Genomic DNA, 23416 nt, shown 5'->3' with positions numbered 1-23416 from the left:
AATTAAAATCACTGCCGCATTTTAAAACTCTAGCTGTCTGTATCCAGATTTTGCTTTGGCTCTAATGTCGTTACCCTGCTTTTGGCTGCCCAATAGGTGGCCAGAGCTGGCCCTGAAATATTGTGCCATAAGCTAAAGATTGCACTGGGCAAAGCCGTAAGTGGAGAAGCTGCAAAATGGGTCGCAGCCAAAGCCACACCCAGACCCGAATTCTGCATTCCCACCTCAATCGATACCGCACGACAGTCTATTTCCGCCAGCTTAAAGATACGACTGGCCCAATAACCCAGCAAATAACCGAGACCATTATGCAAGACCACAATCCCCAAGATCAGTAGTCCAGATTGCAAAATCTGAGCTTTGCTGCCGGCAATAATTGCTGCCACAATCGCGACAATGGCAATCACAGAAATCAGCGGCATCACCTGAATATAGGCATTTACTTTTTGCTTGAGCAGACTCCGTACAATCAAGCCCAGAAGAATTGGAAATAGCACCACTTGTAGAATCGACACCAGCATGGATAAGGCATTGATCTCGATCCATTGGCTGGCCAAGAGATAAAAAATCGCAGGGGTCAGAATCGGAGCCAATAAGGTTGAGACGGAAGTACAGGCCACAGACAGAGCAGTATTGCCTTTGGCCATATAGGTAATGACATTGGAGGCAGTACCACCCGGACAGCAACCGACCAGTATCACCCCGATCGCAATTTCCGGCGGCAACTGGAACAATTGACACAAGAGAAAAGCCAGACCCGGCATCACTACAAACTGGGCCACGACCCCAATCCCGACAGCTTTCGGACTTTGTAGCACACTTTTAAAATCGCCTACGGTCATGGTCATGCCCATACCAAACATGATGATGCCCAGCATCCATGGAATATAAGCGCGTAACCAGACAAAGCCCTCGGGCAGCATTAAGGCAATGCCGGAAAACAGCAGCACCCATAAAGCAAAGGTTTTTTGGACAAATTGGCTAAACTGGAGCAAGGCTGACATGGGGTTCATCCAGGGGTACAAAGGGAGAATAATAACAAGATAAAACAGGCATCTCTCAATACCAGAAATCTGAAGATTTAAATGCGCCGAAGATCAAATAAATATCCGAAGCGCATCATGATAAAATTTTAAACCGGCTGAACGATATCTTTGGTATAGATGCGTTTTACCCCATGCGCCAGCATATCTTGCCAGGCATGTTGCAAGGAACCATTCAGATCAATGCCCTTGCTGGCATCGGCAATGACATAGGTCTTAAAGCCCAGTTTGCAGGCATCGATGGCGGTCCAAGCCACACAGAAATCGGTAGCAATCCCAACCACAAATACCGTATCAATACCACGTTCACGCAGATAGCCGGCCAAACCGGTTGTGGTTTTCTGATCTGCTTCCATAAAGGCGGAATAACTGTCAATCCGGGAATCAAAACCCTTGCGGATAATCAGTTGCGCTTGCGGTAAATTTAAATCCGGATGCAACTCGGCATCTACTGTCCCCTGCACACAATGCTTTGGCCATAAAACCTGAGTGCCATAATCCAGCTGAATGCTGTCATAAGCCGCTTTAGCGGGGTGATTGTCTGCAAAAGAAATATGGTTTTCTGGATGCCAGTCCTGCGTCAGGATAATATTTTGAAAATACTGCCCCAATAAATTGATATTGGGGATAATCTGGTCAGCATTGGCCACTGCCAGATTACCCCCTGGGGTAAATCCTCTTTGTACATCTACGACCAGCAATGCGATATTATTTTGCATGTATTTTCATCCATTGAAATCTCGATTTATGTCCAAGCATAGCGCAAATTGTTATCGGATTTTTAGAGCGGCTGCTAAAAACCCTGTGACTGCATATTCTGATTCTGCCTGTTTTTAACCGCACTGCGGATCTGATTCCTTGAATTTTAAACACAAAAAAGCCTGCAAAAGCAGGCTTTTTCAAATCTTGGCCTATTACACTTTGGTACGGTTCACCAGGAATAGCATACACAGTGCAGAAATGATGATACATGGGATTGCGGCTGTAATTACCCCTGCGGCACCAAAACCTGCCACCAGGAGCTGACCTGCGATGACTGGGCCTAGCATGGCACCAATACGACCGACTGCAGAAGCAACACCGACACCGGTACCGCGCACTTCTGTTGGATACACGATACTACCGAAGGCATAAAGTACACCCTGACAGCCAATTACGAAGGCACCTGCCAATGCTGCTGCCATATACATCTGGTTCAGTGAGCTTGCACCATTTAGTGCCAATAGACCTGCAAGAATACCGCCGTACATCAACAGGATCACATACGCTTTTTTCCAGCGATCGGTCAGCATACCCAGGATAATTGTACCAATCGTCGCCGTGACCATGAAGTAGAACTGTGCGGTTGAACCATCCTTACGGCTAAAGCCAAGTTCCATAAACAATGAGGGTAACCAGCTCAACATGATGTAAACCACCATCAGCGTAAAGAAGTAGCTGATCCAGATGCACATGGTACGTAACAGGTTGTCCGAATTAAACAGGTCCTTAAATGAACCTTGTGGTGCAACGGCAAGTTCTGCTGCAGTTTTGTTCTGTGTTTTCAGATATTCCTTCGATTCAGGCAAAAATAGCATCATCAATGGAATTGCAAAAATCGGTAACAAGCCGCCCAGATAGAAAACATTTTTCCAGTTGGCACCAAATTCAGTCGCAGCAATTAAAGATAAAATCGCAGCACCCACAGGCATACCGCAATACATCAAGCCGACTGCACGACCACGATTTTGCGGCGATACCGCTTCAGAAGCGAGTGTGATGAGAATCGGCATCGCACCGCCCAGACCTGCTCCGGCCAGAAAACGTACTGCCAGCAGACTGTTAAAGCTATTGACCCAGACTGTACATAAAGTGAATATGGCAAATGTTGCTGTCGACCAGATCAACACTTTCTTACGGCCGATACGGTCTGCAAATCGACCGCCGATCAGTGCACCGGGTAATAAACCCAGAATCCCTGCACTAAAAAACACACCCAACTGGGAACTATCGAGACCGAAGTGCTCACGCACACCGGCTGCAGCAATACCAGCAGCCTGAATATCCAAGCCTTCAATCACCGCTATCAGAAAACAGATCGCGACCGTGACGATAGCATGCTTATTGTCTGATTTTTCCATTGGATTATCCTTGTTCAATCAGCGTTACAAAAGAAAGACCATCATCTATGAGCCTGAGCGCAGAAATAACTATCAATAAGTTGAACGTTTTACTTGGATATCCCCACAGCAGCTGAAGCAGCTCCATCTAACAGACCTTGCGATAAAGTCGCAAAAGCAATTAATCAAAAAGTTTTAAAATTCAAAATTTATACTTTAAGACTTATACATCAAGTTAAAAAACCAACCGATTAGAAAAATATCATGCAATTCATTGATATTAAAAAAAGATTAATCGATTCAATTTTTTAATCTGTTTACATCAGCTTAGCCCCCAGACAAAGATGTTTTACATATAGGTTCATTCAATAAAAATATTAATTTAGCAGCTAAAAACAACGAAATTCACGACTTGGCCGAGATTTTTACTCAAATCGAGCTAATTTTGCAGACAAAATTCAACAATATCTCGCTGAGCCGGGACTTAAGTCGCAGTTTGACCGCGGTATTTCGCCGGATAAATCATCTAATTTATTACTTGATTGTTTTCAAAAGGCTTTGTATAAAGAATTGAGTGGCTTTGACTAAAGCATATTGTTCTTATGCGTTTGATCAGTCATAATTTGCATAAGCAATCTTCAATTCAGCGCAAGTCCATTGAATTTGCTATAAATCAAAATACAAATCCATCCCAATTTATGTTTTCTCATTCCTTTCGGATGGACAAATAGGATAGTTTTTTAAAATGACTCAGCAAGCACAGACCATTCAAGGTTCCATAGTCGCAATCGTCACCCCTATGTTTGAAGATGGCAACGTAGATTGGAAGGGTCTCGAGAAGCTGGTTGAATGGCATATTGCAGAGGGCACCAACAGTATTGTTGCCGTTGGAACGACAGGCGAAGCCTCGACCCTGAGCATGAGTGAACACACCCAGGTGATCAAAGAAATCATTCGTGTGGCCAACAAACGTATTCCTATTATTGCCGGCACAGGCGCAAACTCGACCCGTGAAGCCATCCAACTTACCCGTGAAGCCAAAGAACTCGGCGCCGATGCTGCTCTTCTGGTGACGCCTTATTATAACAAACCGACCCAGGAAGGCCTGTACCAGCATTATAAAGCTGTGGCTGAAGCGGTCGATCTTCCGCAGATTCTGTATAATGTCCCTGGCCGTACCGGTGTCGACATGCTGAATGAAACCGTGATTCGTCTGGCCGATATTCCACAAATCGTCGGGATTAAAGATGCGACTGGCGATGTACCGCGTGGTGCTGAACTCTTGCAAGGTCTGAAAGACAAAGACATGGTGGTCTACTCAGGTGATGATGCAACGGCATATCAGCTGATGAGTCATGGCGCCAAAGGCAATATCTCGGTCACAGCGAATGTGGCTCCGAAAGCCATGAGTGAAGTGTGTGCCGCTGCCATTACAGGTAATGCTACAGACGCTGAACAGTTAAATGCTCAGGTTGCAAATTTACACAATATTTTATTTTGCGAATCAAACCCAATTCCTGTGAAATGGGCACTCCATGACATGGGCTTAATTGGTACTGGCATTCGCCTTCCATTAACACCACTTGCAGAACAATATCGCGCTCCGCTTCATGAAGCACTGGTCGAAGCGGGCGTTATTAAATAAAAGAGCACAAGATTATGCAATTACGTTTAGGACTTAGCCTTACACTTTCAGTATTCAGTTTGGCAGGTTGTAGTTCAATGGCCTTTAATAACGGCACTTTAGACTATAAAGAAACTACAACTCTGGACGCTTTACAATATCCTGAAGGCGCCATGGTACGTCCTGCAACGCCATTGTATCCTGCTCCAACAGTCGATCCGCTTGCAATTGAAAATGCACCGAAGCTTGAAAACCAGCGTGGCAACCGTTTTGCCTTGCCACGCCCTCAGGCCCAGACTGAAAACACCGCTCAAGCTGAGCTGACTGAAAGCAATGCTGTTGGTAAACCACAGTTGGTCACAGACGGAAATCTTAATCCGCTGCTTAAAATTGACGGAAATTCTGCTACAATTTGGCAATATACGCTTGCCACCCTCAGCAGCCTGAATCATAGCATCGTTGCGCAGAACAAAAACCGTTACGAAGTCACGATTCGGGTCGACCAGCAAACCTATCTATTAAGATTATCTTCTGTCGGTTCAAGTAATAACCTCGCTGTGTTCAATGCCGATAACAGTTTTGCCGACCGTGAAAAAGCCGCAGAACTGCTCAACCAGATTTACCAAAATTGGCCAGCCTAGACATTTCTAGGCATTTTTTTTTGTAAAAGGTTCCCTCATGTTAAAACAAACCTTGCTCTATACTGGTAAAGCGAAATCTGTCTACACCACAGACAGTTCAGACCATCTGATTTTAGTCTTTCGAGATGATGCCTCTGCATTCAATGGCGAAAAAATCGAGCAACTAGATCGTAAAGGCAAGGTGAACAACCGTTTTAACGCCTTCATCATGGAAAAGCTGGCAGAAGCGGGTATTGAAACTCACTTTGAAAAACTGCTGACTCCAAATGAAGTGCTGGTGAAAAAACTGGATATGATCCCGGTTGAATGTGTGATTCGTAACTATGCAGCTGGTTCTTTATGCCGCCGTTTAGGTGTTGAAGAAGGTAAAGAACTGACTCCATCTACATTCGAATTGTTCTTTAAAGACGATGCGCTTGGCGATCCAATGGTCAATGAATCGCAAGCGATTGCTTTAGGTTGGGCGACTGCTGAGCAACTGGAAAAAATGAAAGAATTGACTTATCAAGTCAATGATGTGCTAAAAGCATTGTTTGATGCCGGCAACATGATTCTGGTCGACTTCAAACTTGAATTCGGTGTATTCCATGACCGTATCGTTTTGGGTGATGAATTCTCTCCAGACGGTTGCCGTCTATGGGACAAAGACACCAAGAAAAAACTCGACAAAGATCGTTTCCGTCAAGGTTTAGGCGGTGTGGTTGAAGCCTATGAAGAAGTTGCGGGCCGTTTAGGTATTAACCTCGACAACATTTAATGGCGTAGTCCATTGCTTCAAAAAAACCGAGCTCAACAGCTCGGTTTTTTTATCCCTGATTTTTTGTGGCTGGGCCAGATTGACCTTTTAAGCTTTAATCGAAAAAACAAATATTACAGATGAAAATGATCGTTTTTACATTGGAAAGCCTATGGCTTAATATCATCACATACCAGGCAAATCAGTGAGCTGATTGATTTAACTCAAGGTTTGCCGACCAGATTGATCGCCTACCCTCTAGGATGTTCTCTCCCTTGAAAAAACATCCTAATTTATGCCCAATTCGCCTTGAATTGGGCTTTTTTTTGCCTGAGTTTAATCTGTTTGTGTACTGATATTATTGCTGCTGTTGCTGTTGTTGCCAACGGCGTTGCTGTAAGCGCTCTCCTTCAACTTCACGTTTATTGCGTGCCGACTCATACAGTTTGGTATCTTTCAGTTCTGGCGGCATATAGTCTTGCAGCACAAAATGCTCAGGATAATGATGCGGATACAGATAATCCACCCCGTAGCCCTGTTCTTTCATCAGCTTGGTCGGTGCATTTCTCAAATGCAAAGGCACCGGCAAATTCGAGGTTTTATCTGCAAGCTCCATCGCCTTGTTAATTGCCAGATAGGTGCTGTTACTTTTGGCACTGGTGGCTAAATACACCGCACATTGTCCTAAAATAATCCGGCATTCCGGCATGCCGACGGCCTGCACCGAACGGAAACATTCACCCGCCAGCAATAAGGCATTCGGATTGGAATTACCGATATCTTCAGAAGCTGCAATCAGCATACGGCGGGCAATAAATACCGGATCTTCACCGCCTTTGAGCATGCGTGCCATCCAGTACAGCGCTGCATCGGGATCACTGCCGCGAATTGATTTTATAAAAGCCGAGACCAGATCATAATGCTGTTCACCGGACTTGTCATAACGGGCAATATTTTGCTGTGCCACTTTCACCACCCCTGCATTGGTGATGATATTTTCCATATCCGGTTCAAAAGTACTGGCAATCAGATCAAGTAAATTCAATGCTTTACGGGCATCACCTGCTGCGAACTGCACCAAGGCATCAAATTCTTCAATCAGGATATGTCGTTCCTGCAAAAAACGGTCATTTTGCAAGGCTTGTGTGAGCAGAGTCTGAATCGATTCCGCACTCAACGCATTCAGGCTATACACCTGACAACGTGACAATAAGGCACTATTCACTTCAAAAGACGGGTTTTCGGTAGTGGCACCAATTAAGGTAATTTTCCCTTTTTCGACCGCATTTAACAGTGCATCCTGCTGGGATTTATTAAAGCGGTGAATTTCATCAATAAACACCACTGGCGTCAGCAGATCACCACCATCGGCAATCACTTCACGCAGCTCTTTCACTCCGGTATTCAGGGCAGACAGACTGATAAAAGGCCGATCTACCGCTTGTGCCAACAGTAAGGCAATGGTAGTTTTTCCAACGCCGGGTGGTCCCCAGAAAATAATCGACGGTAGATGACCCTGATCAATCATCTGGCGTAAGGGCGCCTGTTCCCCAAGCAAATGTTCCTGCCCGATAATCTCTGCAAGGTCACGTGGTCTTAAGCGTTCTGGAAGCGGGATATGACTATCTGACATGTTATTATTGGCTCAAACTAAATTCTGATCTCATTCTAACACCAGCAGTTTTGATTCCAAGATTGCAAACATAAAGCATAAAAAATTAATTTATGTAGAAATCCTCTATTTTTTTAATTCTGAATGAATTAATCTTCATAAAAGCAAGTAATTTGAACATGATTAATTGTGAATTAATTACAGTGTAATTTTCATATTGTTTATTCTAATTAAAAGAAACTTATGTCGCCCTTTGGGTATTTTTTGGGTTGTATTGGTGAATGCATGAAGCATGATAAATTTGAACAGGGAGCTGTGAGCCAGTCGGAACCTCTGCTGGCAACATCACTGAGTTCAACCCCTGTTCATCTGTCTGAATTAATTCAGCTTCAAAAACTGATTGATGCCTTACCCCAACCTCTCTGGGTCAGTAGCAAAACACATCTGCACTATTTTAACGCCGCCATGACCGATTATCTTGGTGTGAACCTGAATGAACCGGGCAATATATCGTGGCAGAGTTTCATTCATACCGAGGACTTACAGCTGTTTTCGAAGCTGTGGCATGCGGCACTGGATCAGCATCAGAATTTTGAAACCCAATGCCGGATTAAACGCAGCGATACACATTATCGCATGTGTACGCTGGCGGTAAAATTTCATCATGAACCTGAACATCTGTTGCAGTGGGCGGTTTCACTGACCGATGTACATGATTATTTTGAAATCCAGCAACAACTGTCCCAAATCGTTTCAACCCAGGAAAATATGCTGGATGCCAGCGCAGACTGCATCCATATTATCAGTCCTGAAGGTCAAATTCGGCATAGTAACCAGTGCTGTGGCCTGATTGCGGAAACCGAAACCGTCGCGCAGGCTCAGGACAGTTCATTGTCCTGGTTGAACCGTTTAGCACCTGAAGCCCGAAAATCCGGACAACGCGCACTGAAACAGGCAGCCCTAGGCTTAAATAGCCGTTTTTCTAGTAAAACTCAGAGCAAAGACCAGCCGATCCAATATTGGGATCATCTGCTGACCCCAATTCTGGATCAGCACAATATTACCCAAAGCATCCTCTGTGTCTCACGCAATATCAGTCAGCAAAAAATTGCAGAAACCCGCTTAAAAGAAGCCATTAAACGAGATGAACTGACTGGTCTGTATAATCGCAGTACCTTCTATAAAACCTTTAAACAGGTGCTATTGAAAGCGCAACAACAGCAGACCAAGGCGGGTCTACTGCTGATTGATCTGGATTATTTCCGGCACATCAATGACACCCTAGGTCATATTGCTGGCGATCATCTACTCCATGTTCTGGGTCAGCGTTTCCAGGCCTGTTTCGGCCCGAATACCATTGTGGCCCGTTTGGGTGGAGATGAATTTGCAGTTCTGGTGAAAAATCTGGAAAGTGAAGAACAGCTGCTGGCCACGGCACAACTGGCCTATAGCCAGCTGGATCAACCGATCAATTATATTGGCGACAGTATCAGCAGTGCCATGAGTATTGGCTGTGCTATCTATCCACGTGATGCATTAAATACTTCGAACCTGTTGAAATGTGCCGATATTGCTCTAAATGATCTGAAAAATAGTGGTCGTGGCGGCATCCGCATGTTTAATCAGGACATGTGTGGTTCGCTGGAAAATATGACCAAGCAGCTGACTTTGGCCCGCAAGATTATTCTGGCCGATCAGATCATTCCCTACTATCAACCCAAAGTCCGTCTGTCTGATGGTGTGGTGATTGGTTTTGAAGCACTGTTACGCTGGCAAGATCAGGATCAGCAGGTGCAACTGCCTTCCGAGATTTTTGGTGCCTTTCAGGACTATGAGCTGGCCTCACGTATCAGTGAAACCATGCAACTGAAAGTCTTTGCCGATATGAGTCGCTGGCAGGCCCAAGGACTGGATCTGTTACCGATTTCAATCAATGCTGCACCGGTTGAATTTTTGCGCGATGACTATGCTGAAAAAATGTTGGCCCGCCTGTCCAATTTTGATATTCCTGCGCATAAGGTGGAACTGGAAATTACTGAACAGAGTCTGTCCGAGCATGGTGCCAATTATGTGATCCGGGCCCTGAACCTGCTGAAACAGGCCGGAATCCAGATCTCACTGGATGATTTCGGCACCGGACATTCTTCACTAACCCGTTTACAAGACTATCCGGTGGATTGCATCAAAATTGACCGCAACTTCGTCGAGCGTATGAACAGTGACCCGTCCGCCTTGGCGATTGTCAAAGCCATTACCCAGATTGGTTCCAGTATTGCTTTGGATGTTCTGGTCGAAGGCATCGAAAATACCGAACAACTCGATACCCTGATCCATTGTGACTGTCAGATTGGACAAGGCTTTTATTTCTATCGTCCGATGGCCGGTGCTTCGGCTCAGGCCCTACTGCAGCCGGCAAATCAATAGCTACTTATCGCGGCAAATTAACGCACCCAACGCACGATATAGTCTTCGATGTCGTCTTCAGGAATGTCGGCTTCACTCAGGCAGCGCCCTGCTGCCGACTTGCGTGCCTGAATCACACTTTCCCGTGAACCGCTGATCAGATAATGCCAGGATGGCAGGCTTTTGCCCTGCTCGACCCGGCGATAAGCACAGCTTGAAGGCAACCAGTGAATCGTTTCCAATTTTTCTGGCGTGAGCTGAATACAGTCTGGCACATAGTGCAAACGCTCTGGATAATTGGAGCAACGCGCAGTCGTACAATCCAGCAGTTTGCAGGCCACTTTGGTATAAGCGACTTCCTGGGTATCTTCATCTTCCAGTTTAATCAGGCAACAGAGTCCGCAACCATCACACAAGGCTTCCCACTCGGCTTGCGTGAGTTCGGCAAGGCCATAGTTTTTCCAAAATTCGGGACGTAAAGTATCGGTCATGATCAGGTCGGCGCACTCAAAAATCAGCTGATTATAGCAGCCCAAACCGCGCAGACCTACCGCTCAAATTCTTATTACCATCACGTAAACTATTGTTAAATCATAGACAGTTCGTCAACAAAACACTAACAGTCGCTGGAATCGTTTATTTCTATACTAAATTTGAAAATAAAAACACATGGAGAATATATATGTTTCGCTGGGCTATTATTTTTGCTGTTATTGCATTAATTGCGAGTCTACTTGGTTTCGGTGGAGTAGCAGGCTTATCTAAGGATTTTGCAATTATCTTGTTAGTAATTGCGGTGATTCTTGCGATCGTTGGATTTCTTTCCCGCGGTAAGGTCTAGATTCAGTTTAGATTGAGTCGAAGCAAGTATGATCCTTCGAAAAAAACAAGAGCCTTCTGGCTCTTGTTTTTTTATAGCTTTATTAAGCGAATATCAAGTTCAATATTCACTTAAGGTTTTAAATGACGCGGTCTAAAACCTGCCGCCAGCAAGGCCGCCAGATAGGCCACCACACCAATGACACACAAGATGAGTACTTCTGCGACACGCATCCATTGCGACACATCGGCATTGTACCAACTTAAGGCATAAGCCAAAGCTGCGATCATCACCACATTGGCAAACATGAATTGCAGGAAGATTTTTTTCCAGTGCGGGCCGAAGCGGAAAATATGACGCTTATGCAGATAGTAATAAAGCAGGCCGGCATTCACCATGGCTGAACCGGTCGATGCCAGTGCCAGTGCCATATGTTCTGCTTCCCAATCAATCAGCTTGAAAATACCGATAAAAATCACGTTCAGGATTGCATTGGCAGCCACAGCCATCAGACCGACACGCACCGGTGTTTTGGTATCCTGCTGTGCATAGAAACCCGGGGCAAAGACTTTAATCAACATAAAGGCAATCACACCACCACTCATACATTGCAGCGCCAGAGCCGTCATTTGGGTATCTTCAAAGCTGAACTGACCACGTTCAAACAGGGCCTGAATGATCGGGGTCGACAGCATAAACAAGGCAATACTGGCCGGTAAACCTGCCATTACAATCACTTTAGCGGCCCAGTCCATCATGCCACGGAATTTTTCTGGATTCTGCTCGGTATGTCGTGCCGATAAAGATGGCAAAATGACAGTACCAATCGCTACACCAATCAGGCCAAGCGGCAACTCGGTCATGCGCTCGGCACTATACAGCCAGGACACCGAACCATCCTGCATAAATGAAGCCCAGATGGTATTCAGCAGCAGGTTAATTTGCGTGACGGATACACCAAATAAAGCCGGCAGCATCAACTTCATGATGCGATCCACGCCTTCATGCTTGAAGTCAATTTTAGGTGGAATCAGCAGATTTTTACGCCACAGTTCAGGAATCTGAATCGCCAGCTGTAAAATACCGGCAATGATGACTGCCCAGCCCAGTGCCATAATCGGCTCTGCCATATGCGGAGTCAGCCAGAGCGCGCCAGCAATCATGGCCACATTGAGCAAGACCGGTGCAAAGGCCGGTGTACTAAAAGAACCATAACTGTTCAGAATACTGCTGGCAAAAGCCGTCAGTGACATGAACAGTAAATAAGGAATGGTCAGGCGGAACATGTCAGTCGCCAAGGCAAATTTTTCAGGATCGCTATGGAAACCGGGCGCATAGATATACATGATCAACGGTGCAGCAATCACTGCGAACATGGTCAGCAGACTCATTACCGTTGCCAGACAGCCAAATACCCGGCTAATCAGAATCTGCACTTCGGCATGGGTACGACTGGTTTTGTATTCGGTCAAAACCGGAATAAAGGCCTGTGAAAATGCCCCTTCAGCAAATAATCGCCTGAAAAAGTTTGGGATACGAAATGCGACCACGAAGGTATCGAAGTCCTTACCCGCACCAAAGACATTCAGTAAAACAATATCTCGAACCAATCCCAGTACACGTGACAACATGGTCATCGCACTGACAATGACGGTCGAACGCCAAAGCGCCATCCTATTCACCTAATGTATAAATTTGTGGCTATTGTAATGAAACCTCTGTCAGAAGTTCATTGCTTAATTGCATCCCTCAAGCGAAGTTGAGGTATTTTTATAATGCTGTAACTGGCAACGAAAATCAGCCCAGTTAAAATACGGTCCCGGATCGGTCTTACGGCCCGGGGCAATATCCGAATGTCCGGCAATATGCTGCTGAATTTTAGGATAATAATCTTGCAAACAGGCAGTGACTTTGATCAAGGCGGCATACTGTACCGGTTCAAAAGGCAAGTCGTCACTGCCTTCCAGCTCGATGCCAATCGAATAATCATTACATTCTTTTTTACCCAAATAGGTCGAACGTCCAGCATGCCAGGCACGGTCATTAAAATTGACGAATTGCAGTACCTCACCAGAACGTAAAATCAGCAGATGGGTCGAAACCTGCATCCCTTCAATGCTTTGAAAATAGGGATGGACTGACCAATCCAGTTGATTTTGAAAAAACTGTTCAATATAACCGCCGCCAAACTGTGAGGGTGGCAGACTGATGTTATGCACTACAATGAGCTGAATCTCGGTATTGTCCGGACGCTGGTTAAAATTGGGAGAGGGAATGTGACGTGCGCCCATCAGTTGTCCATTCTTAACCTGAAACTCGGCTGCCTGTTGCATAAAACCATTCTCTCCAAAAATAAAATCTGCACGATCAGGGTTGCAGCCGGCTTCATGCTAAAACTTTCAGGCATAAATCTCAATTCATCCCGGCAGACTGTAGGAAAAATCGCTCATTTTTTATGTAACAGTGCTAAGATAATGCGCAATTTTCACGGCTTAAAAGATACGGAAATACTCATGCGCATATCTCAAGCGTTGCTAGACCAGTCGATTCAGATCAATATCCAACAGGCACTTTCAGAAGATATTGGTGACGGTGATATTACTGCCCTGCTGACCCCTGAAGATGAACAGGCCACTGCCACGATCATCAGCCGTGAAGATATGGTACTGGCCGGGCAACCTTGGGTGAATGCCTTGATTCAGGCCTATGATCCAAGTGTTGAAGTGATCTGGCTAAAAAATGAGGGGGATCAGGTTCAAGCCAATGAAACTTTCCTGAAACTGGCCGGTTCTGCACGCAGTTTATTGACTGTGGAACGTCCTGCGCTGAATTTTGTCCAGACACTGTCTGCCGTTGCGACCAAAACAGCGCATTATGTCAAACAATTGGATGGCTTAAATACCAAGCTGCTGGATACCCGTAAAACCCTTCCTGGCCTGCGTATTGCACAAAAATATGCCGTTGCCATTGGTGGTGGGCAGAATCATCGTCTGGGTTTATTCGATGCCTTTTTGATTAAAGAAAATCATATTATGGCCGCTGGCGGAATTGTTCAGGCGATTGCCAAGGCACACCAGATTGCGCCGGGCAAACCGGTCGAAGTGGAAGTGGAAACCTGGGATGAGTTGAATCAGGCCTTAGAGGCCAATGCGGATATCGTGATGCTGGATAATTTCAGCCAGCAGCAAATGATTGAGGCAGTACAGCATGTGGCCGGCCGCTGCAAACTGGAAGCATCTGGCAATATCACCATTGATAATTTACGTGAAGTTGCCAGTAGCGGTGTCGATTATATTTCGATGGGTGTTTTGACCAAAGATGTCAAAGCTGTGGATTTATCGATGCGATTTAATGCTGAAGCCTAAATTCGATAGATGACCATTGAGGGTGCGAAGCACCCTTTTCTGATTTTTAGAAATTTTTTTGCATATATTTTGCTCAATTTTCTATTTTAGACCTTAATCATCATCGTCGTCCCGATTACCTCGACGATCGCGGTCATCATCGTCACCATCACGGTCGTTATATCTCCCATTATCCTCATCACGATCCTGATTTAACACTGAACGCTCGTCATCTTCACGATTATTGCCCCAGTCACAGGCGCTTAGTCCAAACATTCCCAGCAAAGACATTGCACAAATCCACTGTTTCATCTCGCATTCCTCATGGTGATATCGTTTGAATATCGGGGTAAAATAGCTCTGGATCTAGCCGATTCATGTCGGAATTTTGTCAGGAAGTTTTGTGCTGCATTTTCAATGGAGCTGTATTCTGAAATTTCCGGCATAAAAAAACGCATCCTGAGATGCGTTTTATATTTGGCAGGAATGAATTACCAGCCCAAAGCTTGTTGCTGTTTTTTTACCAGCTCCTGAATGCCTTTCTCGGCCATTTCCAGCATGGCATCCGATTGGGCACGGGTAAATGGTTTGTCTTCCGCAGTGCCCTGAATTTCAATAAATTCACCGGCCTGTGTCATCACCACGTTCAAATCGGTTTGACAGTTCGAATCTTCTTCATAGCAAAGATCCAGTAATACTTCATCTTTGAAAATACCAACAGAAACCGCAGCCACCAGACCTTTTAATGGATCATGTTTGATTTTCTTTCTTTCCAGCAAAACATTCATGGCATCGACCAGCGCCACCGCAGCACCGGTAATCGCTGCAGTACGGGTACCGCCATCAGCCTGAATCACATCACAGTCAATGGTAATGGTATTTTCACCCAGCTTTTTCAGGTCAACCATTGAGCGCAAGCTACGACCGATCAGACGCTGGATTTCCTGGGTACGGCCACTCTGTTTGCCACGTGCCGCTTCGCGGTCGCTACGGGTATGGGTTGAACGTGGCAACATGCCATATTCAGCCGTCACCCAGCCCTGGCCCTGACCTTTCAGGAAACGTGGAACAGAACTCTCTACACTGGCAGTGCACAGTACTTTGGTATGACCAAACTCAACCAATACCGAGCCTTCCGCATAACGTGTATAGTTACGGGTAATTTTCACTTCACGTAATTGATCTAATGCTCGTTGGTCGATACGCATGATAAGTCCTGTATAGGCTAAAAATAATTGCGGCTCAGTATAACAGAAGCCTTTGCCAAGATTGGTCAGCCGGATGATTGATTTACAAAATCGATGCATCAGAGTGCGGTTAAATATCGAAATTCTGCCGACCTGTGGCGCTACGATTTGCCTTAATTTTTGCTAGACTAAATCTCCCCTTGAGGAAACCCATTTATGTCCTTACGTGAAGATCGCAAGCAGCAAAGCCATCAGGCGCTACTGGATGCCACACTGGCCTTGAGCAGTCAGGGTCGCGCTTTTAGCACCATCAGTCTGCGTGAAGTCGCGCATGCCGTTGGACTGGTGCCCACGGCATTTTATCGGCATTTTCAGGATATGGAGCAGTTGGGACTAGAGCTGCTGGATCAGGTCGCGATTCATCTCAAGGGAGTGCTGAATCAACTGGGACAGGCCTATCTGTATCAGCCCAATACCCGGACTAAAACCGGAATTGAGCTATTTTTTCAGGCAGTCGAATATCACCCTGAACCCTGGATTTTTTTTGTTGCAGAACGCTGGGGGGGCTCGGCAGTGTTACGTGCAGGAATAGAACGGGAAATTCGTTTTTTGACTGAAGATGTCATGCATGAACTGGAAAAAATGCAAGCCGCCCAGCATATCCAGTCTTCGCAAGATTTGCAGGCACTGGCACAGATGCTGATTGATCTGTCGCTGAACTGGGCCATGGGCTGGATTCATCTGCAACATCAGGCTGATCCAGAGCTACGCCGCACCCAATCCAATGTCTTTAAAACCCAAAGCGTGCTACAGATGCAGCTTTTATTGCGAGGGATTTTGCACTGGCATCGAATTCCGACAAAAACAGCAGATCCCTCAATCAGTACAGAAACAAGTACTCCCCCCATCTGAATAAAAAAACCTGCATTATTGATGCAGGTTTTTTACGGATACTCGGTTATTTCTTATTTGGCTTTACGCTCTTTTTCAATCAGGTAATTCACCACCTGAATTACTTTGGCATCATTGCCCTGCACAATATATTTACCATTGACAGTCACCGCCGGTACGCCGCTTAACTGATATTGAGCAGCCAGATTTTTGGCCTGCGCAATTTTTGACGAAATCGGGAATGATTTATAAGTCGTGTTAAATTTTGCTTCAGAAATACCATAACGGGTATAGAACTTGGCCAGTTGTGCCTGTTCTAAAATTGGACGCTGCTTGTCATGAATATCATGGAATAACTGCAAATGGGCTTTTTGACGCACACCCAAGGCTTCAGACACATAATAAGCACGCGCTGCCTGTTCCCAGAGTGGATTCATTGCAGCAGGCGTACGCACAAAACGCACATCTTTTGGTAATTTTTTCAACCAGCTTTGCATATGTGGCTCAAGCGTGAAACAGTGGCCACAGCCATACCAGAAGAATTCACGTACTTCAATTTTGCCCGGTTTTTCGACTTTGACTGGTTTTGCGACCACCTGATAGTCCTGACCTGCCACAAAATTGGCCATCGCACTGCCAGAAAAGGCCAAAACAGATGCGGCAACAGCGCCTAAAAGGAATTTTTTCATTGGGATTATCGTCCTCTAAATCATTATGTTTAGTGTATGGGTTCACTATAAATCAATTATGCCGATTTCGTTTTCATTCTGTGAACTTTTTTGCTGCTTTTATCGCTTTTTCTGCCAGAAACGCTACACTAAAGCATCGGACTGATTTTCAAGGTTAAATCAGTTTCTCTGGCCATTTGGCCTCTATATTTTTAGCTAATCACAACTGATTGAGGTGACCACGATGTCGCAATTGAATGTTGATCCACAAGAAATTGCCAAGTTTGAAGCATTTGCAGCTATATGGTGGGATCAGCATTCCGAGTTCCGCCCCTTGCACATGATTAATCCACTACGTTTAAACTGGATTGATGAACATGCGGGTGGCCTGAGCGGCAAGAAAATCCTCGATGTTGGTTGTGGCGGTGGCATTCTGGCCGAAAGCATGGCGCGTCGCGGTGCCGATGTACTGGGGATTGATATGGGTGCTGCGCCGCTGAATGTGGCGCGGATTCATGCCGAACAGGAAGGCGTGACCAATATCGAATATCGTCAGATCCCGGTTGAACAACTGGCCGATGAACAGGCTGGCCAATACGACATCGTGACCTGTATGGAAATGCTGGAGCACGTACCCGATCCGGCCTCGATCATTCAGGCCTGTCACAAGCTGGTCAAGCCAGGCGGCCATGTGTTCTTCTCGACCATTAACCGCAATCCAAAATCGTATTTATTTGCCATTATTGGTGCAGAATATGTGCTGCGGATGCTGGCCAAAGGCACGCATGATTACAGCAAATTTATCAAGCCCTCCGAGCTGGCGCACGATATTCGCAATGCCGGCTTGAAACTCAAAGACATGACCGGTCTGCACTACAATCCGCTGACCAAACGCTACTGGCTGGCACCGAATGTCGATGTCAACTATATGGTCTATACCGTGAAAGATAGCGCAGCAGAGACCACAGCATGAAGGCCGTTCTGTTTGACCTCGATGGTACCCTGATTGATACCGCGGCCGATTTTATCCGGATTATCCAGCAGATGTGCCGTGAAGAAGGCCGGATGCCGGTCGAACCCGAGCTGATCCGGACGCAGGTCTCCGAAGGCGCGCGCGCCATGGTGAAACTGGTCTATCCGGAACTGGAACTGGAAGATCCGGTATTTCTGCAACATCGTCAGCGCTTTCTGGACATGTACGGCGCAGACATTGCAGTCGATACCGATCTGTTTAAGGGCATGTATCCGTTACTGGAACAGCTGGAAGCACAGGATGTTCCCTGGGGTATCGTCACCAATAAACCACGCTGGCTCAGTGAGGCTTTACTGAAAGCACTGAATTTAAGTGAACGCTGTGCCGTGCTGGTCTGTCCGGAAGATGTCACCCGAACCAAGCCTGATCCTGAACCGATGTATCTGGCTGCCAAGCAACTGAATCTTGCGACTGAAGACTGTATTTATATCGGCGATCATCCGCGCGATATTGATGCGGGGCGTCATGCCAAGATGCCAACCGTTCTGGCAGCTTATGGTTATTTACCACTGCAATACAAAGATGACTTAACAGCCTGGCAAGCCGACTATATAGTGGATACTGTTGCAGAATTACATCAGCTGATTCAGACCTTGCTACTCAAACAGCCGACTGCGGTATCTTAAAAGCTTAAAACTGAACAATAAAAAATGAGGAGGTAGATAGTGAAATATTCAGCATATCAACCTCGCCCCGATCTGCTCAAAGATCGTATTATCCTGATCACAGGTGCGGGCGATGGCATTGGACGTGCAGCAGCAATCAGTTATGCCTTGCATGGCGCAACTGTGGTGCTGCATGGACGTACCTTAAACAAACTCGAAGTCATCTATGATGAAATTGAAAGTTTAGGTGCGCCGCAACCTGCCATCTTGCCGCTACAGCTTTCTAGCGCCTCGGAACGTGATTATGAACTTTTGCTGGATACCCTGAATCGTCAGTTTGGCCGTCTGGACGGAATTCTGCATAATGCCGGGATTTTAGGTGAACGGGTTCCGCTGGCGGATTATCCGGTGAATGTCTGGGATGATGTCATGGCGGTCAATCTGCGGGCACCTTTTATCATGACCCAGGCGCTGTTGCCCTTATTAGAAAAATCCGAGCATGCTTCGGTGGTGTTTGCCAGTTCAGGTGTAGGCCGCGAAGCCCGCGAACGCTGGGGCGCTTATTCGGTGTCTAAAATTGCCATTGAAGCGGTGAACCAGTTATTTGCCAAAGAGCAGGTGCATCCGAATATCCGCTATAACTGCATCAATCCCGGGGCAACACGGACTGCCATGCGTGCCAGGGCCTATCCCAATGAAGATCCCAAGACCCTGCCAACACCAGATTCGATTATGCCGGCCTATCTGTATCTGATGGGCGATGACAGCCTGCATATGAATGGTCAGAGTATCGATGCCCAGGATTAAGCTTATTCAGGTTGAACTAAGGGAGCGATAGCTCCCTTTTTCTATGCATGTACGTCTTAAACAGCGCCTCAATCTGGAGTAATGCTGGTCAGATCACATTGAATTTCACCCAAATTACCGCATACTAAGCCCCAACAAATTTCACTCGAGTGCATCATGACTGAATTAAACAATATTACGGTGACCAACTTAGACGATGGCATGGTGTCACTGCTGATCGATCAGCAGCCGATTTCAGAAAAATACGGTACCAAGTTTGAAGCCAGCATTGTGGAAGACCTCAAGGCACTCGAAAATGGTCATAAACTCAAATTATTCGAGCAGTTCGTTTTTTCACATACGGATCTGAATTTTGAACATGCCTATTATTATGTGACCGGAATTGAAAAATTAGACGATCGCTATCGTCTGGCCAAGCATTTTGTTTATCGCATTAAAATTGAAGGCCAACCCGAAATCGAGCATGTAATCAGCAATCAGGGGAAAGCCATGACTGCCGAAGATGTCCGTAGCTTTATTCAGGCACATGTACAGAAATCACTTAACGATTATACCGATCTGAATTACGCATATTAAAAGCCACGCAATTTATATATATGAGGGCACTTCTTAAAAAGTGCCTTTTTTTAGCCTGTGTTTTATCAGCCTGACAATCAATCGATTTTTTATATCAAATTTATAAAATTATTCGGTTTTTCAAATAAATTGTTCTGAGCTATGCTTTTCTGATCCCATATAGCTTAAATCAGGAACACAGCATGGCTGACCAAAAACGTAAAATTGACACCATTCGCCGCATCGAACATTTGCAGTTATCCGAGGCTCTCATTGTGGCACTCGATGATGCAGTTCAAGCTGAATCGGTGGCTGCAGCGATTCAGTCCTTGCAAGGTTTGACCGAGCAATGGAATTAATATCCAGAAAGTTTTTAGAATTTTCTGTGTTTTAAGCCGATCATAAATCGTTTCGGTGTGACTTCAATGCTGTTTTTTTGAGCTAAATCATCGATTTTAGCTTGCATGTTTGCCCTCACTTTGATGAGATAAGAACTAGGCTCAGCCTGTCGGGTCATCGGACAAATGCGCAGCCTAAGCTCATGTAAAATCATGACATAATCATAATATCTCTGCATTTGTTATAAAACTGGTGCCTGTTCTTCACAGTTTCTCTGTAATCTTTCCGTATATTAGACACAGTAGAACATGAACAATTTAATGAGGGTTCAACATGAAAAAGGTTTTGGTGGCATTAGCGATCTCCTGCAGTACATTCATGCTGAGTCATGTTGCAATAGCCTCCCCTCATTTCAATGCTGAATCACAAATGGATAGCCGTCATGGGCATGGCAAGAAAGGCCGTGAATTCCGTGAAAATGATCAAGGGCAACATGATAAACGCCGTATGCGTGAAGAACGCGGGGTCAAACGCCTGCAACAGCTCAGATGGCAGCCTGGCTATGTCATGCCGCAGCATTATCGTGGCAATGGCTATAAAGTCGAATATAAAGAGCATAACCTGCCTCGACCAGATCGCAAACAGCAGTGGTATAAAATTAATAATGACTATATTCTGGTCAATTCTGAAAATAACAGCATTATCCGGATTGTGGGGGATTAATTCACCATCCTGTTCAAGCTCCGATCCTCTTATCGACTCAACCATGTTTGGGTCTTTTTTATTTTCAGCAATTGAAATTTTTTGAATTAAAACTCCTGCTGATTTTCACACTTTTGGTTCAAGTGATTTATCTTCTAAATTTCTTCATGAATTTAACAATTTAACTAAATAGCCCTCACGCTTTCTATGTACTTATTCGCTAATTTAATCTCATCGAAATCAGATCTACATTTTAGGTGAGAGCCATGAAAAAAGTCCTAACTACAATTGCGTTATCCCTAAGTGCTTTGTTGGCTACTTCTGCAATGGCAGCACCACAGCATGACCCGCGTTATAACCATAATCCGCATAAACCGGCACCGCACTGGAATGCCAAAGACAGTAAAAAATGGAATGACGACCGTCGCTGGAATGATGACCGCCGCCATAACAACCGTATGGTTAATCCAAGCCGTGACTGGCGCGTAGGACAAAGCTTACCGCGTCAATACGATAACAAGCGTTTTGAAGTGAGTGATCGCGAAGCTCGCCGTTTACCGAATACCGGCCGTTTCCAGCAATGGTACAAAGTCAACAATGACTACGTTCTGGTCAATGAACGTAGCAATAGAATTGTACGAATCATCAATTAATTTTTCTCCATTGCTGCTCGTCTTGCAGACACCTGAAGTCCCCTTCAGGTGTTTTTTTATTTCTGCACTTCCACTTGCGTTTTTTTTCATTAGAATCAAAGCTGGATCTTCAATCATTGAAATAGGCACAGGCATGACTTCAGCAGAAACCTCACACAGCACAACATTGCAATATGTGCACTGGTTTCGCCATTCTGCGCCTTATATCAATGCGCACCGCAACAAAACCTTTGTGATCATGTTTGATGGTGAAGCGGTCTTAAATGACAATTTTCAACATATCATTCACGATATCGCCTTATTGCACTCTTTGGGCATTCGGCTGATTCTGGTACATGGTGCACGTCCACAAATTAACCAGAATCTGGCCCAGAGCCAGATCAGTACGCCCTTTCATCAGCAGCGCCGGGTAACCACACGTGAATCCTTAAGCTGTGTGATGAATGCGGTCGGTTCGATTCGTCTGCAAATTGAAGCCCTGCTGTCTATGGGACTGGCCAACTCACCGATGTATGGTGCCCGTATTGATACGGTTTCAGGAAATTTTGTGACGGCCAAACCTTATGGCATTCGTGATGGCATAGATTTTCAGCTCACTGGTGAAGTCCGCGCGGTCGATACCGATGCGATTCAGCGACATCTGGACAGCCATAATATTGTGGTGCTTGGCCCGACTGGTTATTCCACCACCGGCGAAGTTTTTAATCTATTGGCTGAAGAAGTTGCGACCAAAACTGCGATTCGACTGAAGGCAGATAAGCTGATTTTTCTGGGCAAGCAGCATGGTTTAATGGACAGTAACGGCCAGCTCAAACGCGAAGTCACCCCGAAACAGCTGGATGACTATATTCCGGCAGAACAAGATGGGCTTGAAAGAGGCTTGCAACTTAAGGCAGCACAAGAGGCCTCCATGAACGGCGTACATCGGGTGCACCTGATTTCCTATGCCTATGATGGTGCGCTACTTGAAGAGCTGTTTACCCGTGATGGTTCTGGCACCTTGGTCACTGACGCGCATTATGAAGAAGTGCGAATGGCAGATATTCAGGATGTCGGTGGCCTGATCGGCTTGCTGCGTCCATTAGAAGAAGAAGGGATTCTGGTCTATCGTTCCCGTGAACGTCTGGAAAATGAAATTAACCAGTTTGCCGTGATTGAACGGGATGGCATGATTCTGGCCTGTGCAGCCCTTTACCCGATTCCGACCACGGGCGATGAATTACGTTCTGCAGAAATTGCCTGTGTCGCAGTGCATCCAAGTTATCGCCAGTCCAATCGCGGTAGCCAGATCTTGCATTATCTTGAAGAAAAAGCCAAAAGCATGCAGATTCAGCAGCTGTTTATTTTAACCACGCGTACCGCGCACTGGTTTCTGGAACAGGGCTTTGAACCAGCTTCAGTCGATGACCTGCCGGATGCGCGTCAGGCATTTTATAATTATCAACGCAATTCAATCGTTTGTAAAAAGTCACTTTAAGGTGACTTTTTCTTTGAGTGCCTTAGCTTAATTTCAGATAAAGATATCTGACAATCCCAATTTAAATTTTAAAATGCCATTGCTGCTTTTTAGCTAAATATATCAGCAGATTGAATTTATAAAAATAAATATATATTTCATAAGCCTGATTGATTTTATTGGTAAATCTTCATTGTC

The 23416-nt window shown here is 45.5% G+C and carries 25 protein-coding genes; 15 read left to right on the top strand and 10 right to left on the bottom strand.

Translation table 11 applies throughout. The annotated features are described in order from the left end of the window. Positions 1–29: 29 nt before the first annotated feature. The 3 genes from FTU44_RS11315 to mhpT all read right to left on the bottom strand — a co-directional run bounded on the left by FTU44_RS11315 (position 30) and on the right by mhpT (position 3163). Complete coding sequence (locus FTU44_RS11315; RefSeq protein WP_005173337.1) at positions 30–1004, bottom strand: bile acid:sodium symporter family protein; 975 nt, start codon at positions 1002–1004, stop codon at positions 30–32. Positions 1005–1132: 128 nt separating this feature from the next. Then, complete coding sequence (pncA, locus tag FTU44_RS11310) at positions 1133–1762, bottom strand: bifunctional nicotinamidase/pyrazinamidase (RefSeq protein ID WP_005173338.1); 630 nt, start codon at positions 1760–1762, stop codon at positions 1133–1135. A 195-nt stretch (positions 1763–1957) separates the two neighbouring features. Continuing rightward, entirely contained in the window at positions 1958–3163 is a 1206-nt protein-coding gene (gene mhpT, locus FTU44_RS11305; protein WP_005173339.1) for a 3-(3-hydroxy-phenyl)propionate transporter MhpT, read from the bottom strand. A 724-nt stretch (positions 3164–3887) separates the two neighbouring features. Here mhpT and dapA point away from each other — a divergent pair. The 3 genes from dapA to purC are packed head-to-tail and all read left to right on the top strand — an operon-like array spanning position 3888 to position 6164. Continuing rightward, positions 3888–4787, top strand: coding sequence for a 4-hydroxy-tetrahydrodipicolinate synthase (dapA, locus tag FTU44_RS11300; protein ID WP_180050748.1), 900 nt, complete (start codon positions 3888–3890; stop codon positions 4785–4787). A gap of 14 nt (positions 4788–4801) precedes the next feature. After that, positions 4802–5407, top strand: a complete 606-nt coding sequence (locus FTU44_RS11295; protein WP_180050745.1) for a lipoprotein-34 precursor (NlpB) — start codon at positions 4802–4804, stop codon at positions 5405–5407. A 37-nt stretch (positions 5408–5444) separates the two neighbouring features. After that, positions 5445–6164, top strand: a complete 720-nt coding sequence (gene purC / locus FTU44_RS11290) for a phosphoribosylaminoimidazolesuccinocarboxamide synthase (protein WP_005173343.1) — start codon at positions 5445–5447, stop codon at positions 6162–6164. A 337-nt stretch (positions 6165–6501) separates the two neighbouring features. Here purC and FTU44_RS11285 read toward each other — a convergent pair whose 3' ends face one another. Further along, positions 6502–7776 carry a replication-associated recombination protein A gene (locus FTU44_RS11285; protein WP_005173345.1) on the bottom strand — a complete coding sequence of 425 codons (1275 nt, stop codon included), beginning with the start codon at positions 7774–7776 and terminating at the stop codon, positions 6502–6504. Between the two features lie 264 nt (positions 7777–8040). Here FTU44_RS11285 and FTU44_RS11280 point away from each other — a divergent pair, with 264 nt between their 5' ends. Then, positions 8041–10179 (top strand): EAL domain-containing protein, encoded by a 2139-nt coding sequence (locus FTU44_RS11280; RefSeq protein WP_180050742.1) that lies wholly within the window; start codon positions 8041–8043, stop codon positions 10177–10179. Positions 10180–10196: 17 nt separating this feature from the next. On the opposite strand, the gene FTU44_RS11275 is transcribed toward FTU44_RS11280, so the two are convergent. Continuing rightward, positions 10197–10652: a YcgN family cysteine cluster protein gene (locus tag FTU44_RS11275; RefSeq protein ID WP_171063370.1), complete on the bottom strand. Its 456-nt coding sequence runs from the start codon at positions 10650–10652 to the stop codon at positions 10197–10199. A 188-nt stretch (positions 10653–10840) separates the two neighbouring features. Here FTU44_RS11275 and FTU44_RS11270 point away from each other — a divergent pair, with 188 nt between their 5' ends. Continuing rightward, complete coding sequence (locus tag FTU44_RS11270) at positions 10841–10999, top strand: DUF1328 domain-containing protein (protein ID WP_004647174.1); 159 nt, start codon at positions 10841–10843, stop codon at positions 10997–10999. A gap of 110 nt (positions 11000–11109) precedes the next feature. On the opposite strand, the gene murJ is transcribed toward FTU44_RS11270, so the two are convergent. Together murJ and ampD are read right to left on the bottom strand one after the other, a co-directional pair. After that, positions 11110–12660 carry a murein biosynthesis integral membrane protein MurJ gene (gene murJ / locus FTU44_RS11265; protein ID WP_171255753.1) on the bottom strand — a complete coding sequence of 517 codons (1551 nt, stop codon included), beginning with the start codon at positions 12658–12660 and terminating at the stop codon, positions 11110–11112. 54 nt (positions 12661–12714) lie between these two features. Then, on the bottom strand, positions 12715–13311 hold the full coding sequence (gene ampD, locus FTU44_RS11260; protein ID WP_005173355.1) for a 1,6-anhydro-N-acetylmuramyl-L-alanine amidase AmpD: 597 nt from the start codon (positions 13309–13311) through the stop codon (positions 12715–12717). Positions 13312–13491: 180 nt separating this feature from the next. Here ampD and nadC point away from each other — a divergent pair, with 180 nt between their 5' ends. Continuing rightward, a complete protein-coding gene (nadC, locus tag FTU44_RS11255) occupies positions 13492–14343 on the top strand; it encodes a carboxylating nicotinate-nucleotide diphosphorylase (protein WP_100534555.1) in 852 nt (283 codons plus the stop codon). A gap of 93 nt (positions 14344–14436) precedes the next feature. On the opposite strand, the gene FTU44_RS11250 is transcribed toward nadC, so the two are convergent. Continuing rightward, a complete protein-coding gene (locus tag FTU44_RS11250) occupies positions 14437–14634 on the bottom strand; it encodes a hypothetical protein (RefSeq protein WP_180050739.1) in 198 nt (65 codons plus the stop codon). A 179-nt stretch (positions 14635–14813) separates the two neighbouring features. Next, positions 14814–15530: a ribonuclease PH gene (gene rph / locus FTU44_RS11245; RefSeq protein WP_005173362.1), complete on the bottom strand. Its 717-nt coding sequence runs from the start codon at positions 15528–15530 to the stop codon at positions 14814–14816. A 195-nt stretch (positions 15531–15725) separates the two neighbouring features. Between rph and FTU44_RS11240 the strand changes: the two genes are divergently transcribed. Continuing rightward, positions 15726–16421 (top strand): TetR family transcriptional regulator, encoded by a 696-nt coding sequence (locus FTU44_RS11240; protein WP_180050736.1) that lies wholly within the window; start codon positions 15726–15728, stop codon positions 16419–16421. 53 nt (positions 16422–16474) lie between these two features. On the opposite strand, the gene FTU44_RS11235 is transcribed toward FTU44_RS11240, so the two are convergent. Then, entirely contained in the window at positions 16475–17089 is a 615-nt protein-coding gene (locus tag FTU44_RS11235; RefSeq protein WP_180040723.1) for a thiol:disulfide interchange protein DsbA/DsbL, read from the bottom strand. A gap of 223 nt (positions 17090–17312) precedes the next feature. Between FTU44_RS11235 and ubiG the strand changes: the two genes are divergently transcribed. From ubiG to argA, 8 genes are all read left to right on the top strand, one after another. Then, positions 17313–18041 (top strand): bifunctional 2-polyprenyl-6-hydroxyphenol methylase/3-demethylubiquinol 3-O-methyltransferase UbiG, encoded by a 729-nt coding sequence (gene ubiG, locus FTU44_RS11230; protein WP_180040721.1) that lies wholly within the window; start codon positions 17313–17315, stop codon positions 18039–18041. After that, entirely contained in the window at positions 18038–18727 is a 690-nt protein-coding gene (locus FTU44_RS11225) for an HAD family hydrolase (protein WP_180050734.1), read from the top strand. The genes ubiG and FTU44_RS11225 overlap by 4 nt, the downstream gene beginning before the upstream one ends. A 39-nt stretch (positions 18728–18766) precedes the next feature. Continuing rightward, complete coding sequence (locus FTU44_RS11220; protein ID WP_180050732.1) at positions 18767–19513, top strand: YciK family oxidoreductase; 747 nt, start codon at positions 18767–18769, stop codon at positions 19511–19513. A 156-nt stretch (positions 19514–19669) separates the two neighbouring features. Then, positions 19670–20089: a hypothetical protein gene (locus tag FTU44_RS11215; RefSeq protein ID WP_005173371.1), complete on the top strand. Its 420-nt coding sequence runs from the start codon at positions 19670–19672 to the stop codon at positions 20087–20089. Positions 20090–20271: 182 nt separating this feature from the next. After that, the gene (locus FTU44_RS11210; protein WP_005173373.1) at positions 20272–20427 is read left to right on the top strand and encodes a hypothetical protein; all 156 of its coding nucleotides are present in this window, start codon (positions 20272–20274) and stop codon (positions 20425–20427) included. Between the two features lie 313 nt (positions 20428–20740). Continuing rightward, the gene (locus FTU44_RS11205; protein ID WP_005173376.1) at positions 20741–21130 is read left to right on the top strand and encodes an RcnB family protein; all 390 of its coding nucleotides are present in this window, start codon (positions 20741–20743) and stop codon (positions 21128–21130) included. Positions 21131–21375: 245 nt separating this feature from the next. Further along, positions 21376–21762, top strand: a complete 387-nt coding sequence (locus FTU44_RS11200; protein WP_005173379.1) for an RcnB family protein — start codon at positions 21376–21378, stop codon at positions 21760–21762. A gap of 133 nt (positions 21763–21895) precedes the next feature. Continuing rightward, positions 21896–23239 carry an amino-acid N-acetyltransferase gene (gene argA, locus FTU44_RS11195; RefSeq protein ID WP_180050730.1) on the top strand — a complete coding sequence of 448 codons (1344 nt, stop codon included), beginning with the start codon at positions 21896–21898 and terminating at the stop codon, positions 23237–23239. The last annotated feature ends 177 nt before the right edge of the window (positions 23240–23416 follow it).

It is taken from the genome of Acinetobacter sp. YH12105 (genome assembly GCF_013419095.1).
GTDB classification, from domain to species: domain Bacteria; phylum Pseudomonadota; class Gammaproteobacteria; order Pseudomonadales; family Moraxellaceae; genus Acinetobacter; species Acinetobacter pseudolwoffii.
Note: the sequence above shows the minus strand (reverse complement) of the source record. Positions and strands in the feature narration are given on the sequence as shown.

Bases quoted from the DNA above. Each gene is read 5' to 3' on its own strand.
- FTU44_RS11315 (WP_005173337.1), bottom strand. From the start codon at position 1,004: ATGTCAGCCTTGCTCCAGTTTAGCCAATTTGTCCAAAAAACCTTTGCT.
- pncA (WP_005173338.1), bottom strand. From the start codon at position 1,762: ATGCAAAATAATATCGCATTGCTGGTCGTAGATGTACAAAGAGGATTT.
- mhpT (WP_005173339.1), bottom strand. From the start codon at position 3,163: ATGGAAAAATCAGACAATAAGCATGCTATCGTCACGGTCGCGATCTGT.
- dapA (WP_180050748.1), top strand. From the start codon at position 3,888: ATGACTCAGCAAGCACAGACCATTCAAGGTTCCATAGTCGCAATCGTC.
- FTU44_RS11295 (WP_180050745.1), top strand. From the start codon at position 4,802: ATGCAATTACGTTTAGGACTTAGCCTTACACTTTCAGTATTCAGTTTG.
- purC (WP_005173343.1), top strand. From the start codon at position 5,445: ATGTTAAAACAAACCTTGCTCTATACTGGTAAAGCGAAATCTGTCTAC.
- FTU44_RS11285 (WP_005173345.1), bottom strand. From the start codon at position 7,776: ATGTCAGATAGTCATATCCCGCTTCCAGAACGCTTAAGACCACGTGAC.
- FTU44_RS11280 (WP_180050742.1), top strand. From the start codon at position 8,041: ATGAAGCATGATAAATTTGAACAGGGAGCTGTGAGCCAGTCGGAACCT.
- FTU44_RS11270 (WP_004647174.1), top strand. From the start codon at position 10,841: ATGTTTCGCTGGGCTATTATTTTTGCTGTTATTGCATTAATTGCGAGT.
- ampD (WP_005173355.1), bottom strand. From the start codon at position 13,311: ATGCAACAGGCAGCCGAGTTTCAGGTTAAGAATGGACAACTGATGGGC.
- nadC (WP_100534555.1), top strand. From the start codon at position 13,492: ATGCGCATATCTCAAGCGTTGCTAGACCAGTCGATTCAGATCAATATC.
- FTU44_RS11250 (WP_180050739.1), bottom strand. From the start codon at position 14,634: ATGAAACAGTGGATTTGTGCAATGTCTTTGCTGGGAATGTTTGGACTA.
- rph (WP_005173362.1), bottom strand. From the start codon at position 15,530: ATGCGTATCGACCAACGAGCATTAGATCAATTACGTGAAGTGAAAATT.
- FTU44_RS11240 (WP_180050736.1), top strand. From the start codon at position 15,726: ATGTCCTTACGTGAAGATCGCAAGCAGCAAAGCCATCAGGCGCTACTG.
- FTU44_RS11235 (WP_180040723.1), bottom strand. From the start codon at position 17,089: ATGAAAAAATTCCTTTTAGGCGCTGTTGCCGCATCTGTTTTGGCCTTT.
- ubiG (WP_180040721.1), top strand. From the start codon at position 17,313: ATGTCGCAATTGAATGTTGATCCACAAGAAATTGCCAAGTTTGAAGCA.
- FTU44_RS11225 (WP_180050734.1), top strand. From the start codon at position 18,038: ATGAAGGCCGTTCTGTTTGACCTCGATGGTACCCTGATTGATACCGCG.
- FTU44_RS11215 (WP_005173371.1), top strand. From the start codon at position 19,670: ATGACTGAATTAAACAATATTACGGTGACCAACTTAGACGATGGCATG.
- FTU44_RS11210 (WP_005173373.1), top strand. From the start codon at position 20,272: ATGGCTGACCAAAAACGTAAAATTGACACCATTCGCCGCATCGAACAT.
- FTU44_RS11205 (WP_005173376.1), top strand. From the start codon at position 20,741: ATGAAAAAGGTTTTGGTGGCATTAGCGATCTCCTGCAGTACATTCATG.
- FTU44_RS11200 (WP_005173379.1), top strand. From the start codon at position 21,376: ATGAAAAAAGTCCTAACTACAATTGCGTTATCCCTAAGTGCTTTGTTG.
- argA (WP_180050730.1), top strand. From the start codon at position 21,896: ATGACTTCAGCAGAAACCTCACACAGCACAACATTGCAATATGTGCAC.